This window comes from Pseudomonas sp. B34(2017), assembly GCF_002112915.1.
In the GTDB taxonomy this organism is placed as follows: domain Bacteria; phylum Pseudomonadota; class Gammaproteobacteria; order Pseudomonadales; family Pseudomonadaceae; genus Aquipseudomonas; species Aquipseudomonas pharyngis.
Map to the genome: position 1 here is coordinate 781,022 of NZ_NEJA01000003.1, position 15,674 is coordinate 796,695.

17 protein-coding genes are annotated in these 15,674 nt (G+C 58.8%); 8 read left to right on the forward strand and 9 right to left on the reverse strand.

Annotation, left to right across the window (positions count from 1 at the left end):
• The 3 genes from trpD to CAF80_RS13240 all read left to right on the forward strand — a co-directional run bounded on the left by trpD (position 1) and on the right by CAF80_RS13240 (position 2,678).
• Complete coding sequence (gene trpD / locus CAF80_RS13230) at positions 1-1,050, forward strand: anthranilate phosphoribosyltransferase (RefSeq protein ID WP_064599810.1); 1,050 nt, start codon at positions 1-3, stop codon at positions 1,048-1,050.
• Positions 1,047-1,883 carry an indole-3-glycerol phosphate synthase TrpC gene (trpC, locus tag CAF80_RS13235; protein ID WP_007956311.1) on the forward strand — a complete coding sequence of 279 codons (837 nt, stop codon included), beginning with the start codon at positions 1,047-1,049 and terminating at the stop codon, positions 1,881-1,883. Before trpD ends, trpC begins: the two co-directional genes overlap by 4 nt.
• A gap of 96 nt (positions 1,884-1,979) precedes the next feature.
• Positions 1,980-2,678, forward strand: a complete 699-nt coding sequence (locus tag CAF80_RS13240; RefSeq protein ID WP_074692250.1) for a lipoate--protein ligase family protein — start codon at positions 1,980-1,982, stop codon at positions 2,676-2,678.
• A 10-nt stretch (positions 2,679-2,688) separates the two neighbouring features.
• Here the strand turns inward: CAF80_RS13240 and crp are convergent, their stop codons facing one another.
• Complete coding sequence (gene crp, locus CAF80_RS13245; RefSeq protein WP_011336190.1) at positions 2,689-3,333, reverse strand: cAMP-activated global transcriptional regulator CRP; 645 nt, start codon at positions 3,331-3,333, stop codon at positions 2,689-2,691.
• A 236-nt stretch (positions 3,334-3,569) separates the two neighbouring features.
• On the opposite strand from crp, the gene CAF80_RS13250 reads away from it, so the two are divergent.
• Together CAF80_RS13250 and speD are read left to right on the forward strand one after the other, a co-directional pair.
• A complete protein-coding gene (locus tag CAF80_RS13250) occupies positions 3,570-3,992 on the forward strand; it encodes an OsmC family protein (RefSeq protein WP_016772921.1) in 423 nt (140 codons plus the stop codon).
• Between the two features lie 237 nt (positions 3,993-4,229).
• Entirely contained in the window at positions 4,230-5,024 is a 795-nt protein-coding gene (gene speD, locus CAF80_RS13255) for an adenosylmethionine decarboxylase (protein WP_007956315.1), read from the forward strand.
• 61 nt (positions 5,025-5,085) lie between these two features.
• Here the strand turns inward: speD and coq7 are convergent, their stop codons facing one another.
• From coq7 to hemJ, 6 genes are all read right to left on the reverse strand, one after another.
• Positions 5,086-5,733, reverse strand: coding sequence for a 2-polyprenyl-3-methyl-6-methoxy-1,4-benzoquinone monooxygenase (gene coq7 / locus CAF80_RS13260; protein WP_007956317.1), 648 nt, complete (start codon positions 5,731-5,733; stop codon positions 5,086-5,088).
• Between the two features lie 107 nt (positions 5,734-5,840).
• Positions 5,841-6,179, reverse strand: a complete 339-nt coding sequence (locus CAF80_RS13265; RefSeq protein WP_007956318.1) for a histidine triad nucleotide-binding protein — start codon at positions 6,177-6,179, stop codon at positions 5,841-5,843.
• A gap of 81 nt (positions 6,180-6,260) precedes the next feature.
• Positions 6,261-7,049 (reverse strand): SDR family oxidoreductase, encoded by a 789-nt coding sequence (locus CAF80_RS13270; protein WP_007956321.1) that lies wholly within the window; start codon positions 7,047-7,049, stop codon positions 6,261-6,263.
• A 61-nt stretch (positions 7,050-7,110) separates the two neighbouring features.
• On the reverse strand, positions 7,111-8,061 hold the full coding sequence (locus CAF80_RS13275; RefSeq protein WP_039768105.1) for a DUF805 domain-containing protein: 951 nt from the start codon (positions 8,059-8,061) through the stop codon (positions 7,111-7,113).
• Between the two features lie 70 nt (positions 8,062-8,131).
• Positions 8,132-9,100 (reverse strand): nitronate monooxygenase family protein, encoded by a 969-nt coding sequence (locus CAF80_RS13280; protein WP_074692253.1) that lies wholly within the window; start codon positions 9,098-9,100, stop codon positions 8,132-8,134.
• A 33-nt stretch (positions 9,101-9,133) separates the two neighbouring features.
• Positions 9,134-9,562 (reverse strand): protoporphyrinogen oxidase HemJ, encoded by a 429-nt coding sequence (gene hemJ / locus CAF80_RS13285; protein WP_011336184.1) that lies wholly within the window; start codon positions 9,560-9,562, stop codon positions 9,134-9,136.
• A 135-nt stretch (positions 9,563-9,697) separates the two neighbouring features.
• Between hemJ and argC the strand changes: the two genes are divergently transcribed.
• Both argC and erpA read left to right on the forward strand, forming a co-directional pair.
• Positions 9,698-10,732: an N-acetyl-gamma-glutamyl-phosphate reductase gene (argC, locus tag CAF80_RS13290; protein WP_074692255.1), complete on the forward strand. Its 1,035-nt coding sequence runs from the start codon at positions 9,698-9,700 to the stop codon at positions 10,730-10,732.
• A 168-nt stretch (positions 10,733-10,900) separates the two neighbouring features.
• Complete coding sequence (erpA, locus tag CAF80_RS13295) at positions 10,901-11,251, forward strand: iron-sulfur cluster insertion protein ErpA (protein ID WP_003228776.1); 351 nt, start codon at positions 10,901-10,903, stop codon at positions 11,249-11,251.
• 71 nt (positions 11,252-11,322) lie between these two features.
• Here erpA and CAF80_RS13300 read toward each other — a convergent pair whose 3' ends face one another.
• Positions 11,323-12,414 carry an anhydro-N-acetylmuramic acid kinase gene (locus tag CAF80_RS13300; RefSeq protein WP_074692258.1) on the reverse strand — a complete coding sequence of 364 codons (1,092 nt, stop codon included), beginning with the start codon at positions 12,412-12,414 and terminating at the stop codon, positions 11,323-11,325.
• Positions 12,415-12,417: 3 nt separating this feature from the next.
• On the reverse strand, positions 12,418-13,842 hold the full coding sequence (locus tag CAF80_RS13305) for a peptidoglycan DD-metalloendopeptidase family protein (RefSeq protein WP_074692261.1): 1,425 nt from the start codon (positions 13,840-13,842) through the stop codon (positions 12,418-12,420).
• A gap of 210 nt (positions 13,843-14,052) precedes the next feature.
• On the opposite strand from CAF80_RS13305, the gene tyrS reads away from it, so the two are divergent.
• Positions 14,053-15,252 (forward strand): tyrosine--tRNA ligase, encoded by a 1,200-nt coding sequence (tyrS, locus tag CAF80_RS13310; protein ID WP_074692263.1) that lies wholly within the window; start codon positions 14,053-14,055, stop codon positions 15,250-15,252.
• Positions 15,253-15,674 lie beyond the last annotated feature (422 nt).

Consider the following 15,674-nt stretch of genomic DNA (forward strand, 5'->3'; position numbering starts at 1 on the left):
ATGAATATCAAGACAGCCCTGAGCCGTATCGTCGATCACCTTGACCTCAGCACCGATGAAATGCGCGACGTGATGCGCGAAATCATGACCGGCCAATGCACGGACGCGCAGATCGGCGCGTTCATGATGGCCATGCGCATGAAGAGCGAGAGCATCGACGAGATCGTCGGCGCCGTGTCGGTGATGCGCGAACTGGCGGACAAGGTCGAACTCAAGACCCTCGACGGCGTGGTCGATGTGGTCGGCACCGGCGGTGACGGGGCGAATATTTTCAACGTGTCGACCGCGTCTTCCTTTGTGGTCGCTGCTGCTGGCTGCACCGTGGCCAAACACGGTAACCGTGCCGTATCGGGCAAGAGCGGCAGTGCCGACCTGCTGGAAGCCGCCGGCATCTACCTCAACCTCACCCCGGTTCAGGTGGCGCGCTGCATCGATAACGTCGGCATCGGTTTCATGTTTGCCCAGACTCACCACAAAGCCATGAAGTACGCCGCCGGCCCGCGTCGCGATCTCGGTCTGCGCACCCTGTTCAACATGCTCGGCCCGCTTACGAATCCGGCCGGTGTGAAACATCAGGTGGTGGGCGTGTTCACCCCGGCGCTGTGCCGGCCGTTGGCTGAAGTCTTGCAGCGTCTGGGCAGCAAGCACGTGCTGGTGGTGCATTCGAAGGACGGTCTGGACGAGTTCAGCCTGGCGGCGCCGACGTTTGTCGCCGAGCTGAAAGACGATCAGATCTCCGAGTATTGGGTCGAGCCGGAAGATCTGGGCATGAAGAGCCAGAGCCTGCATGGCCTGTCGGTCGAAGGCCCGGAAGCGTCGCTGGCGCTGATCCGCGATGCACTAGGCAAGCGCAAGACCGAGAACGGCCAGAAAGCTGCCGAAATGATCGTGCTCAATGCCGGTGCGGCCCTGTACGCCGCCGACCTGGCGACAAGTCTGAAGGAGGGCGTGGCACTGGCCCACGACGCTCTGCACACCGGTCTTGCTCGGGAAAAACTCGAGGAGTTGGGTGCCTTTACCGCGGTATTCAAAGTGGAGAATGAGGGATGAGTGTACCGACGGTTCTGGAAAACATTCTGGCCCGCAAGGTTCAGGAAGTCGCCGAGCGTAGCGCCCGTGTGAGCCTGAGCGAGCTGGAAAGTCTGGCCAAGGCGGCCGATGCACCCCGTGGTTTTGCCCAGGCATTGCTGGCGCAGGCCAAGAAGAAACAACCGGCGGTGATCGCCGAAATCAAGAAGGCGTCGCCGAGCAAGGGCGTGATCCGTGAGAACTTCGTTCCCGCCGATATCGCCAAAAGCTACGAGAAGGGCGGGGCGACCTGCCTGTCGGTGCTGACCGACATCGACTACTTCCAGGGCGCCGATGCCTACCTGCAACAGGCCCGTGCAGCCTGCTCGCTGCCGGTGATCCGCAAGGACTTCATGATCGATCCGTACCAGATCGTCGAAGCCCGTGCCTTGGGCGCCGATTGCGTGTTGTTGATCGTCTCCGCACTGGATGACGTGAAAATGGCCGAACTGGCGTCGGTCGCCAAAGACGTCGGCCTCGATGTGTTGGTGGAAGTGCACGACGGCGATGAGCTGGAACGCGCGTTGAAAACCCTCGACACGCCGCTGGTCGGGGTCAACAACCGCAATCTGCACACCTTTGACGTGAGCCTGGAAACCACCCTCGACCTGCTGCCGCGCATTCCGCGTGATCGTCTGGTCATCACCGAGAGCGGCATCCTCAACCGTGCCGATGTCGAGTTGATGGAAATCAGCGATGTTTACGCGTTCCTGGTCGGCGAAGCGTTCATGCGCGCCGAAAGTCCGGGCATCGAACTGCAGCGTCTGTTCTTCCCTGAACGCGGCGTTCCGGTGAGCGGTTCGACCCTCGACTGATCGAGTCTTTGCAGGCGCCCGTCCCCCTGTGGGAGCGGGCTTGCCCGCGAAGGCGGCATAAGATTCACCTCAGACTCAACGTCCTATGGAAACCTTATGATCCCCACATCCCTGACCATCGAAGCCGGCCTGCAAGCCGAACAGGATCTGCTGGCCTCGGTCTGCGCGGGCGATGCCGAATTCGGCTTGTTGTTCTGGCAGCCCAGCGACCGCGCTTTGGTCATGCCGCGCCGTTTGAATCGCCTCTCCGGATTCGATCACGCCTGCGAAGTCTCCGCCGCGGCCGGTTGGCCGGTGTTGCTGCGTGAAACCGGCGGCGAACCGGTTCCGCAATCGGCGTCGACCATCAATATTGCGCTGGTCTACGCACCGCCTCGCAGTGAAGGCGATCTGAACCGCATCGAAACCGGTTACCGGAGGTTGTGTGATCCGATCTGTGAGTTGCTGGATGAGTTGGGCGGCACTTCGTCGTTGGGTGAAATCGACGGTGCGTTCTGCGACGGTCGCTTCAACGTCAATCTCGGCGGTCGCAAGATGGTCGGCACCGCTCAGCGCTGGCGCCAGAGTCAGGGTGGTCAGCGTCCGGTGGGATTGGTGCACGGGGCGATGCTGGTGGATGACGAACGTGAGTCGATGGTCGCGGCGGTCAACCGATTCAACGAGGCGTGTGGCCTGGAGCAGCGGGTCCGTGCCGCCAGCCACATCGCTCTGCACGAAAAATTCCCGGCGCCCCATGCACTGGCGCGTCTCGATGAACTCTTCCGTTTGATGCTGGCGCAGGTCTACGCCGGCTGAGCTTTGGAACTCAGCGAGTGCCGAAGACCACCATGGTCTTGCCTTTCACATCGACCAGGTTGCGCTCCTCAAGATCCTTGAGCACGCGACCGACCATCTCTCGAGAACAACCGACAATCCGGCCGATTTCCTGACGGGTCACCTTGATCTGCATGCCGTCCGGGTGAGTCATGGCGTCCGGTTGTTTGCACAGCTCCAGCAGGCAGCGAGCGACACGACCGGTGACGTCGAAGAACGCCAGGTCGCCGACCTTGCGTGTGGTGTTGCGCAGGCGTTGTGCGATTTGTCCGCTGAGGACGTAAAGAATGTCCGGATCCTGTTGCGACAACTCGCGGAACTTGGCGTAGCTGATTTCCGCGACTTCGCATTCAACCTTGGCCCGCACCCAGGCGCTGCGCTGCTGTTCCTGGCCGGCTTCTTCGAACAGGCCCAGCTCGCCGAAGAAATCCCCTGCATTCAGGTACGCGATGATCATCTCGCGGCCGTCGTCATCCTCGATCAGGATCGTGACCGAACCGCGGATGATGAAGTACAGCGTGTCGGAGCGATCCCCGGCGCAGATGATGTTGCTCTTGGCCGCGTGACGGCGGCGCTGGCAATGCATCAGCAGCTTGTCGAGGTTCTTGATTTTGGGTGTGGGGGTAATACCAACCATGGTTGTATCCCGAAAAGACTGCACGGTTATATTTGGTTTTTATATGAGGCGCTGAGGCGGTCGCTACACAGTCTGGCGAAGGCGCCAGTGAATTGGCGCCAGCTTACCAGACACTTCGTCGAAATTTCGAGAAATCACCTACGTTAAAGGTGCATTCGTCCTAGGAACGTGCTCGCTGTCCGGGCGGGGCCCTGTGCTAAGCTGGCGACCCTTTTTTCTACAGTGGAGTCTTGGCGATGAAGGCACGCATCCAATGGGCTGGCGAAGCCATGTTCCTCGGCGAATCCGGCAGCGGTCATGTCGTGGTCATGGATGGTCCGCCGGACGCCGGTGGTCGTAATCTGGGTGTCCGCCCCATGGAAATGCTCCTGCTGGGTGTCGGCGGTTGCAGCAATTTCGACGTGGTCAGCATTTTGAAGAAGTCCCGTCAGGCCGTTGAAAGCTGCGAAGCCTTTCTGGATGCCGAACGCGCGACCGAAGATCCGAAAGTGTTCACCAAGATCCACATGCACTTCGTGGTCAAGGGCCGGGGCCTGAAAGAAGCCCAGGTCAAACGCGCCATCGAACTGTCTGCGGAGAAGTATTGCTCGGCCTCGATCATGCTCGGCGCGGCTGGCGTAGCGATCACCCACGACTACGAAATCGTTGAACTCGGCTGAGCCGACATTCAACTATCATAAAAGCAGTGCAGACTCTGGCGATCCCCCGCTGACGTCTGCATAATGCGCCACTTTTTTCAGGGCCGTGATCAGTCAACCGACGGGTCATCCGCCTGAACAGATAACCAAAATCGCCATCGCGAAGAGGTGTTAACCGTCCTACGCAGGTGCGTTGTTCGCACTTGACGGGCATGCTTGATCACGCGGCCGTGCCGCATACATAGAGAGTTTTTAACGGTGAAAAGCAAACTCAAGCTCCACGGGTTCAATAACCTGACAAAGACCTTGAGCTTCAACATCTATGACATCTGCTACGCGGAAACCCCGCAAGACCAGCAGGCTTACGTCGAGTACATCAATCAAGAGTACAACGCCGAACGCCTGACGCAGATCCTCACGGAAGTTGTCGAAATCATTGGTGCCAACATTCTGAACATTGCGAGTCAGAACTATGAGCCTCAGGGTGCCAGCGTCACGATTCTGATCTCGGAAGAGCCGGTGACCCCGACCGAAAGCCAGATCGAAGAATCCCCGGGCCCGTTGCCCGAAATCATCCTGGCCCACCTCGACAAGAGCCACATCACGGTGCACACCTACCCGGAAATCCATCCGGACGCCGGTATCGCGACCTTCCGTGTGGACATCGACGTGTCGACCTGTGGTGTCATTTCACCGCTCAAAGCGCTCAACTTCCTCATTCACCAGTTCGATTCGGACATCGTGACCGTGGATTACCGTGTGCGCGGCTTCACCCGTGACGTTGAAGGTAACAAGCACTTCATCGACCACGAGATCAACTCGATCCAGAACTACCTCTCCGAAGACACCCGCGACGCGTATCAGATGACCGACGTGAACGTGTATCAGGAAAACCTGTTCCACACCAAGATGCTGCTGAAGAACTTCGAACTGGACAACTACCTGTTCGGCGACGCCACCAGCAATCTGTCTTCCGAGCAACGTGCTCAGGTGACCGAGCGTGTGAAGCACGAAATGCTGGAAATCTTCTACGCGCGCAATATGCCGAGCTAAGAAATCCAGGCACAAAAAAAGGCGACTGCTTTGCGGCAGTCGCCTTTTTTATGGGCGTTTTTCAGATCCGGTAAGTGCTCTTGGTCATCACTTTGGCCAGCAGGCTCATGCCGAACTTCACCGGCGCCGGAAAGCGGAAACCGCCAGCCTCCAATGCACTTTCCGCATGATGCTCTTCATCAATACGCATCTGCTCCAGAATCGCCCGGGATTTTTCGTCCTCGGCCGGGAGTTGCTCCAGATGCTCGTTCAGATGCTTGCAGACCTGATGCTCGGTCGCCGCGACAAACCCGAGGCTGACCTTGTCGCTGATCAGCCCGGCCACTGCACCGATGCCGAACGACATGCCATAGAACAGCGGATTGAGCACGCTGGTGTGGCTGCCCAGCTGGTGAATGCGCTGTTCGCACCAGACTAGATGATCGATCTCTTCTTCGGCCGCATGCTCCATGGCCTCGCGCACCTGTGGCAGCTTGGCGGTCAGCGCCTGGCCCTGATACAGCGCCTGGGCGCAGACTTCACCGGTGTGGTTGATGCGCATCAGGCCGGCGACATGGCGGGTGTCTTCATCGCTCATTTGCACATCGGGCTGCACGATCGCCGGCGACGGACGGTACGGCTGGCCGCTGAAGGGCAGCAGGGTACGCATCGCGGCATCGGCTTGCAGCAGAAGACGATCAATGGGCGAGTAGTGACGTTGGGTAGTCATGCTGACCTCCGGGAAGAATCTCGGCGGCCAGTTTAACCGAATCGGCCGGGGAAGGTTTGCGCTGGGTCATGTGGGAGCGGGGCGCTCCCACCGATCGTTGGGTTCAATCAGCCCGGCGGCCAGTTCATCTGGCGTTGACCGAGCACGTGCATGTGAATGTGGTAGACAGTCTGCCCGCCCATTTCATTGCAGTTCATCACCACCCGGAAGCCTTCCTCGCAACCCAGTTCCAGCGCCAGACGCTGGGCGGTGAACAGGATATGCCCGGCCAGTGCCTTGTCGTCTTCGGTCAGGTCATTGAGGGTGCGTACCGGTTTCTTCGGGATCACCAGAAAATGCACCGGTGCCTGTGGGGCGATATCGTGGAACGCCAGAACCTGGTCGTCCTCGTAAATGATCTTCGCCGGGATTTCCCGGTTGATGATCTTGGTGAACAGAGTATCCACAGCTGTTTTCTCCGTTGTTTGGGCTGGCCTGAGTGTACTCATAGGGGGATTAGCCCGCCCAGTGTTTTGCCGTAGGGCTTTTCAGCGCGGGCAGTAAGCCTTGTTGACCATGCCGACAATCGTGCGATTGAGCCAGCGCGAACCGAGCCGTGGCAGAAAGGCGAACCAGCGGTTTCGGCGTCCGGGAATGATGATCGCGCGGTTTTTCTCCAGGGCGCGCACGGTATACAGCGCGACCTCCTCGGGGCTCATCAGCAGTTTGCTGGCGTTGAGTTTGTCGTTGTTCAGTTGCGCGGTGCGAAAGAACGCGGTGCGGGTCGGACCGGGACAGAGCACCGACACCTTGACCGCACACTTCTTCAATTCCACCCGCAGTGCTTCCGAGAAGTGCAGAACATACGCCTTGCTGGCGTAATAGGTGCTCATCCACGGCCCGGGGTTGAAGGCCGCCACCGACGCGACATTGAGAATCTGCCCGCCACCCTGCAACGCCATGCTGTTGCCGATGGCATGGCAGAGGCGGGTGAGCGCGAGGATGTTCACTTCGATCAGGTCCTGCTCGGTCATCCAGTCCTGGGCCAGGAACGGGCCGCAAGTACCGATGCCGGCACAGTTGACCAGCAGATCGATCTGCCGGTCGCCTTCTTCAAGCTCCAGCAGAAAGCCGGACAGGCGCAGCGGCTCGCCGAGATCACAGGCGCGGAACAGCACCTCCACGCCGAAGCGTTGGGTCAGTTCAATCGCAATGCTTTCCAGCTGATCACGCTGGCGGGCCACCAGAATCAGGCTGCGGCCACGGCGCGCCAGGGCTTCGGCCATGGCCAGGCCGATGCCGCTGGAGGCGCCGGTGATCAGAGCGTAACGGGTCATGCAAATCTCCATCGCAACAGCGCCGCGCCGTCGACGCAGGTGTCACGGCGGGGAGCGTTGTTCATTCTTTCGCAGAGTCTACAGGGGCGAGAGCAGCTTCGGCTGCATCGTCTGCCGAATTCGCGGCCGGCTCGACTTCGACATCGATTTCATCGGTGGTCACCGAACCGCTCTCATAGCTGCTTTCAAGACTGCTTTCGTATTCCTGCTGGATGGCGGTAATCCCACCCAGCAAGCCGCCCATGAAAAACAGCCCGATAAACACGATCCACAAAGAGCACAGCACTTTGACTGCCGTACTGTTCGGCGGAGGTGGTGGGCCATAGCGGTTGGCGCCGGTATTGCCCGGCACGACCATGATCACCAGCGGGAAGAAGCTGCCCACGAACGGAACAAGGGTCAGCAGCCAGAGCCATCCCGACCAGCCGATATCGTGCAAGCGCTGAATGCTGAACAGGATGCCGACGATCGCGAAGGCCAGGAACAGGAAGAAGGCGAGGAGACCGCCGATGATCAGCCCCGTCGTCGAGTCGGCGCTGACCAGGCCCAGGCCGATCAGCGCGAACACGCTGACGATTGGCAGGGTTACCAGGCTCAACACCATCGACCAAGCCAGGTAACGCAAACGGCCGATCCGGCCCTCGACGCTGAACGGCTTTAGCGGCGCGAACGCCGGCAGGCTTTCACCGACAGCGGCGCGAGGGGGCGCATAAGGCGAGTCAGGCTCCGCGACGGCGGCGCTTTGCTCGTGGACATCCGACAGATTCAGCTCGATGGGCGTTTCCGCTTCGATCCGGGCGTCGATCCCGGTCTTGCCCAGCGCTTGCAGATAGGTCTGCGCATCGCTGTGCGACAGATCACGCTTGAGCGCGACGGTGCGGCCATTGAACAGGCGCTCGATGGCGGCGACATCGCTTTTGAACAGATCGGCCAGGTTCAATTTGGCCGTGGTGATATCGACGCCGGGCTGGAGCGCGCCGTCGAAAACGATCTTGTAACGGGGTTCGCTCATGGCCGAGGCATCCTTGTCGCGAGATAAATTGAGTCTAAGGCCAGTCAGACAGCGACCGGCCAGGTTTCATTCAGCGCGGCCAGCGTTTCGGCAGTTGCGCTGCGTGCTCCAGGGCTTGGCGGTACTCGGCATCGAGACGCGCCACCAGTTGATCCACGCTTGGCAGATCGTCGATTTGCCCCACGCCCTGACCCGCAGACCACACGGTTTTCCAGGCCTTGGCTTCGTCGTTGATCGGCTTGAGCTTGTCGCCGAAATTCACTTCACCCTTGCCTTGCAGGGCTGCCATGTCGAAACCGGCGGCCTCCAGGCTTTGGCGCATGAAGCTGGCCGGAACACCGGACACGGCAGGAGTATGAATGATGTCGGCGGCTTTGGCAGTCAGCAGCATCTGCTTGTAGGCGTCAGGCGCATGACTTTCAGTGGTGCCGATAAATCGCGTGCCGAAGTAGGCCAGATCCGCGCCGAGCAGTTGTGCGGCGAGAATCTCATGCCCATGGTTCAAACATCCTGCAAGCAACAGGGTCTTGTCGAAGAACTCGCGGATCTCGGCGATCAGCGAAAACGGGCTCCAGGTCCCGGCGTGCCCACCGGCACCGGCTGCAACAGCGATCAAACCATCGACGCCGGCCTCGGCGGCTTTCTCGGCATGGCGGCGGGTCGTCACGTCGTGGAAGACCAGGCCGCCGTAACTGTGTACGGCGTCTACCACTTCCTTCACTGCGCCGAGGCTGGTGATGACGATGGGCACCTTGTGCTCGACGCAGATGTTCAGATCCGCCTCCAGACGTGGATTGCTCTTGTGAACAATCAGATTCACGGCATAAGGCGCCGGGTTCTCCAGTGTCGCCAGTCCCGCTTCGATCTGCTCCAGCCAGGCCTTGAATCCGCTGCTTTCGCGTTGATTCAGCGCCGGAAAGCTGCCGACCACGCCGTTACGGCAGCACGCCAGCACCAGTTCGGGGTTGGATATCAGGAACATCGGCGCCGCCACCACAGGCAGACGCAGACGTTGTTCGAGCAGTGCGGGCAGCGACATCGGAAGTACCCCGGAAAGTTGTATTTGTTGAAGTTAGAACGGCTTGACCACGACCAGAATTACGATAGCCAGCAATAGCAGAACCGGCACTTCATTGAACCAGCGATAAAAGACATGGCTGCGGGTGTTCTCGCCACGGGCAAAACGTTTTACCTGCGCGCCGCACATGTGGTGGTAACCGATCAACAGCACGACCAGGGTCAGTTTGGCGTGGATCCAGCCACCGCTGCTAAAGATGCTCGGGTTGAGATAGATCAGCCAGCCGCCGAAGATCAGCGCGGCGATCATCGCCGGGCCCATGATGCCGCGATAGAGCTTGCGCTCCATGATGCTGAAGCGTTCCTTGCTGATCGTGTCTTCACTTTGCGCGTGATAAACGAACAGTCGCGGCAGATAGAACAGCCCGGCAAACCAGCACACGATGCTGACGATATGTAGCGCTTTGATCCACAGATAGAGCATTTTTGGTTATTCCCTGATTCACGGTAAGCCGGATAGTAGAGGCTTGAGCGTCCGCACGTCACCTTGACGGTTGTCGCAGGGGCGCGCGGCCCCTATTATCGACGGCTTTCCAGTGGGTTCGTTGAGGGCAGGTTTATGGTCAAGGTCGGAATCGTCGGCGGCACGGGTTACACCGGTGTCGAACTGCTGCGTCTGTTGGCGCAGCATCCGCAGGCAGAAGTGGTGGTGATCACTTCCCGATCCGAGGCCGGTCTGGCCGTGGCTGACATGTACCCGAACCTGCGCGGTCACTATGACGGTCTGGCATTCAGCGTACCGGACATCAAGACGCTGGGCGCTTGCGACGTGGTGTTCTTCGCGACTCCGCACGGCGTTGCTCACGCACTGGCCGGCGAATTGCTGGCGGCCGGCACCAAGGTCATCGACCTGTCGGCAGACTTCCGTCTGCAGGACGCCGATGAATGGTCCAAGTGGTACGGCCAGCCGCACGGCGCGCCAGAGCTGCTGGACGAAGCGGTTTACGGCTTGCCGGAAGTCAATCGCGAGCAGATCAAGAAAGCACGCCTGATCGCGGTGCCGGGTTGCTATCCGACCGCGACGCAGCTGGGTTTCCTTCCGTTGCTTGAGGCGGGCATTGCCGACGCTTCGCACCTGATCGCCGACTGCAAGTCCGGTGTCAGCGGTGCCGGTCGTGGTGCTGCCGTAGGCTCGCTGTACTCCGAGACGTCGGAAAGCATGAAGGCCTATGCGGTGAAAGGTCACCGTCATCTGCCGGAAATTCGTCAGGGGCTGCGTCGTGCTGCAGGCAAGGACGTCGGTCTGACTTTTGTGCCTCACCTGACGCCGATGATTCGTGGCATTCACTCCACGCTCTACGCGACTGTGGTGGACCGCTCGGTGGATCTGCAGGCGCTGTTCGAGAAACGTTATGCCAATGAGCCGTTCGTCGACGTGATGCCGGCTGGCAGCCATCCGGAAACCCGCAGCGTGCGTGGCGCCAACGTCTGCCGCATCGCCGTTCACCGTCCGCAGGATGGCGATCTGGTGGTGGTGCTGTCGGTGATCGACAACCTGGTCAAGGGCGCGTCGGGTCAGGCCGTGCAGAACATGAACATCCTGTTCGGTCTGGATGAGCGTTTTGGCCTGTCCCACGCCGGCATGCTGCCGTAACGACTGATCTTGCTTGGTAAAAAGGCCCGTCTAACGGGCCTTTTTGCATTCTGGTCGGTTGATCTGCTTTATTGATATACCGTAACAATAGTTGACCGATTTTCTAGGACAAGCGGATAATGCGCGTCATCACGCATTATGGCGGCGTAACGCCGGGAGATAGTCAGCATGAGCGTCGAATCCTTCACCCCCACGGCTTTGCAATTCACTCAAGGTGCCGCGCACAAGGTGAAGAGCCTGGTCGATGAAGAGGGGAATGATCGCTTGAAGCTGCGCGTATTCGTTACGGGCGGCGGTTGTTCAGGGTTTCAGTACGGCTTCACCTTCGATGAAGATGTGGCCGAGGACGACACCATCGTCGAGCGCGAAGGCGTCAGTCTGGTGGTTGATCCGATGAGCTTCCAGTACCTGGCAGGTGCCGAGGTGGATTATCAGGAGGGTCTGGAAGGTTCGCGTTTCGTGATCAAGAACCCGAATGCCACCACCACTTGTGGTTGCGGCTCCTCGTTCTCGATCTGATAGCGTTTCACCAACACAATAAAACGCCGCAGAACCTCACGGTTCTGCGGCGTTTTGTTATCTGCGATTTGTCAGTTGGGGTAGATGGCGCCGAGTACGCGTAGGCCTTTGGCGCCGGTGACGCTCGGGCGATTGGCGGCGATCCCTTCCAGACAGCAGTGAGCCAGCCAGGCGAAGGCCATGGCCTCGACCCAGTCCGGATCAATGCCATGAGTCGACGTGCTGGCGACCTTGGCGTTCGGCAGCAACCCGGCCAGACGATTCATCAGTGTTGCGTTGTGAGCGCCACCGCCGCAGACCAGCAGTTCCCGAGTGTCGGACTGAGCGCTTTGCAGTGAATCGACAATAGTCAGTGCGGTGAGCTCCAGCAGCGTCGCTTGCACGTTCTCCGCCGGGAACACTGGCAGGCGCGAAAGGTGTTGCTCCAGCCAGGGCAGGTTGAAGACTTCGCGGCCGGTGCTCTTTGGGCCTTGCGTCACGAAAAACGGATCGCTGAGCAGGGCTTTCAGCAGGGTGGGCTCAACCTTGCCGCTGGCTGCCCATTGCCCGTTGCGGTCGTAGTTCTCGCCCCATTGCTGATGAATCCAGGCATCCATCAGCACATTCCCAGGCCCACAGTCGAAACCGGCTACAGGCTTGTTCGGCTCAATCAGACTGAGATTGCTGAAACCGCCGACATTCAGGACCGCGCGGTTACCGGTACGCTCTTCGAACAACGCTTCATGAAAGGCCGGAACCAGCGGGGCCCCCTGGCCACCGGCGGCTACATCGCGGCTACGGAAGTCGCTGACGACGGTGATGCCGGTCAGTTCGGTGAGCAGGGCGGGGTTACCGATCTGTACGGTGAAACCGCGTGCCGGTTCATGGCGAATGGTCTGGCCGTGGCTGCCGATCGCGCGAATGGCTTCAGGCTTGAGCTGTTGCTGTTCGAGGAGGGTATGGATCCCTTGCGCGGCGAGCTTCACCCAATTCTGCTGGGCAATCGCTGAACGGGCGATTTCGTCAGGGCCGCTGGCGCACAAGCCAAGCAGCTCGGCGCGCAGGGTGTCAGGCATAGGGATGTAGTGCGTGGCGACCAGATTGATCGCCGAGGATTGCTCGATCAGGGCGATGTCCAGCCCGTCGAGACTGGTGCCGGACATCACGCCGATATAAAGAGCCATGGCTTAACGTTTGCTCGAAGCCAGCATGGTGGCTTTTTCCTGATCCATACGAGCCATCAGTGGCTGGCTCTGCGCCAGGAAGCGGGCGCGTTCGGATTTGGCGATCGGGTCGGCCATCGGCAGCTTCTGGCCCAATGGATCGACGTGGACACCGTTGACCTGGAACTCATAGTGCAGGTGCGGACCGGTGGACAGGCCGGTGGTGCCGATGTAACCGATCACTTGGCCCTGTTTAACTGTGCCGCCGGTCTTCACGCCCTTGGCGAAGCCCTGCATGTGGCCATACAGCGTACGGTAAGTGTTGCCGTGCTGGATGATCACGGTGTTGCCGTAACCGCCGCGACGGCCGGCCAGCAGCACTTTGCCGTCGCCGGCAGCCTTGATTGGCGTACCGCGTGGAGCGGCGTAGTCGACGCCTTTGTGGGCGCGGATCTTGTTGAGGATCGGGTGTTTGCGGCCCATGGAAAATTTAGAGCTGATGCGGGCGAAGTCCACCGGTGTACGGATGAACGCCTTGCGCATGCTGTTGCCATCGGCGGTGTAATAGCTGCTGATGCCCTGCTTGTTGGTGTAACGCACGGCGGTGTAAGTCTTGCCGCGGTTGGTGAAGCGGGCGGACAGTATCGGCCCGTTGCCAACGGCTTTGCCGTTGACCACTTTCTGTTCATAGATCACATCGAACTCGTCACCCTGGCGGATATCCTGGGCGAAGTCGACGTCGTAGCCAAAGACACTGGCCATGTCCATGGTCAGGCTGTGGGAAAGGCCTGCGCGGGCGGCGGACTGCGACAGCGAGCTGTTGATCACACCGTGTACATAAGCGGTGCGAACAGTCGGTTTGGCGGTAACGCGGTTGAACACATAACCCTTGTCATTCTTGGTCAGGGTGATGGTTTCAACGTCGCTGATCTTGCTGTGCAGGTTGGTCAGCTGACCTTGTGGATTCAATTCGAATTCGAGTTTCTGGCCATGTTTGAGCTGACTGAACTGCTTGGCTTGTCTATCACTGGCCAGCACTTCATGGACGGCCGCGGCCGGGAGGCCGACTTTCTCGAACAGTGTAGAAAGCGTATCGCCCTTGGAGACGATCACTTCCCTGTGATTTGGGGCCTTCTTTTCTTCAGCTACCGGTGTCGGCGCTGGTGCGGCCTGAGCGGTTTCCTGCGTCTCTTCGGCGCTGTTTTCGATCTGTGCGAAAGGGGAAGCTACGGACTCATTTGTGGCTTGAGCTGCGTCGGCAGCGTCTTGATCTTGTGTCAGTTGTTCAGCAGGACTTTCCAGTTCAAGGCTCAGCGTTGTCTTTTTGGCTTCAACATCACTGGATGGAAACACCAGGAGCGCCAAGCTGAGAAGGGCGGCGATCCCACTTGCGGCGAGCAGGTGGGTCTTCGGGTAAAGCGGTGGCGCTTTAGACGGTTCAGTGGTCATAAGTAATTTGACTTTGAAAAAGATGAATTGGAAAAGATGAATGACATGATGAAGATGAAATAACTGTATAAAATATAACCAAATCATCTCTGAAGCAAGTCTGCGGACGCCCTGTCCGTGGATTGGTGTCCGTGCGCCGGGCAAAACTTGTATTTGGTGCGCGATCTTGTATGGTTGGTTCCCTTTGAATCTGAGCCTTGCGGGTCTGTTATGAAGTCGGTTGAAGAGCAGCTAGCGCTGATTAAACGTGGTGCGGAAGAACTGTTGGTCGAGTCCGAGCTGATCGAAAAGCTCAAGCGTGGCCAGCCGCTGCGAATCAAGGCCGGCTTCGATCCAACTGCGCCGGATCTGCACCTTGGTCACACTGTGCTTATTAATAAGCTGCGCCAGTTCCAGGAGCTGGGGCATCAAGTGATCTTCCTTATTGGTGATTTCACCGGAATGATCGGTGATCCGAGCGGCAAGAGCGCCACTCGCCCTCCATTGACCCGTGAGCAGGTTCTGGAAAACGCCGAGACCTACAAGGCCCAGGTGTTCAAGATTCTTGATCCGACGAAAACCGAAGTCGCGTTCAACTCCACCTGGATGGATCAGATGGGGCCTGCGGACTTTATTCGTCTGACTTCGCAGTACACCGTTGCTCGTATGCTCGAGCGTGATGACTTCGACAAGCGCTACACCACCAATCAGCCGATTGCCATTCACGAATTCCTCTATCCGCTGGTGCAGGGTTATGACTCGGTTGCTTTGCGCGCTGACGTTGAACTGGGTGGTACCGATCAGAAGTTCAACCTGCTGATGGGGCGTGAGCTGCAGCGTGGTTACGGCCAGGAAGCGCAGTGCATCCTGACGATGCCGTTGCTTGAAGGTCTGGATGGCGTGAAGAAGATGTCCAAGTCGCTGGGCAACTACGTCGGTATCCAGGAAGCGCCGGGTGTCATGTACAGCAAGCTGGTCTCGATTCCTGATGCGTTGATGTGGCGTTACTTCGAGTTGCTCAGCTTCCGTTCAATGGATGAGATCAATGCGTTCCGTGCTGATGTGGAGGTCGGCGCTAATCCTCGCGATATCAAGATCAAGCTGGCCGAGGAGATTGTTGCGCGCTTCCACGGTGAAGAGGCTGCGGCCAATGCTCACCGTGGTGCGGGTAACCGTATGAAGGATGGCGAGCTGCCGGATGATCTGCCAGAGATCGAACTGACAGCTGCCGAGGATATGCCGATTGCTGCTGTCCTTAATAAGGCGGGTCTGGTGAAGAACTCGGCAGCTGCTCGTGATCTGCTGGCTTCCGGTGGTGTGCGTGTAGATGGTGAGGTGGTTGATCGTTCCTTTATATATGTACTGGGCGCGACTCACGTTTGCCAGGCCGGCAAGAAGGCTTTCGCACGGATTACGCTGAAATCTGAGTAAAGTTGAAATAAGGGGTTGACGGCGAATTCCAGAGGTCTATAATTCGCCCCACTTCCGGCGCAGTCGAAACGGAAAACTCCTTAAGATTCAATGAGTTAAGTAAGTTTCGATAGTGGATCGCTTCAGTTCATCGAAGCCTGGAAGGAGTTGGAAATGCCGGTTTTCTGGTGCTTTCAACGGTTCGATCTTCTCGGTCGAAGGCGGAGAAAAAGAGGTGTTGACAGCAGCGTGTAACGCTGTAGAATTCGCCTCCCGCTAACGAGAGATCGGAAGCGCAAGTGGTTGAAGTTGTTGAAGAAATCTTCGAAAACTTCTGAAAATAATCACTTGACAGCAAATGAGGCTGCTGTAGAATGCGCGCCTCGGTTGAGACGAAAGATCTTAACCAACCGCTCTTTAACAACTGAATCAAGCAATTCGTG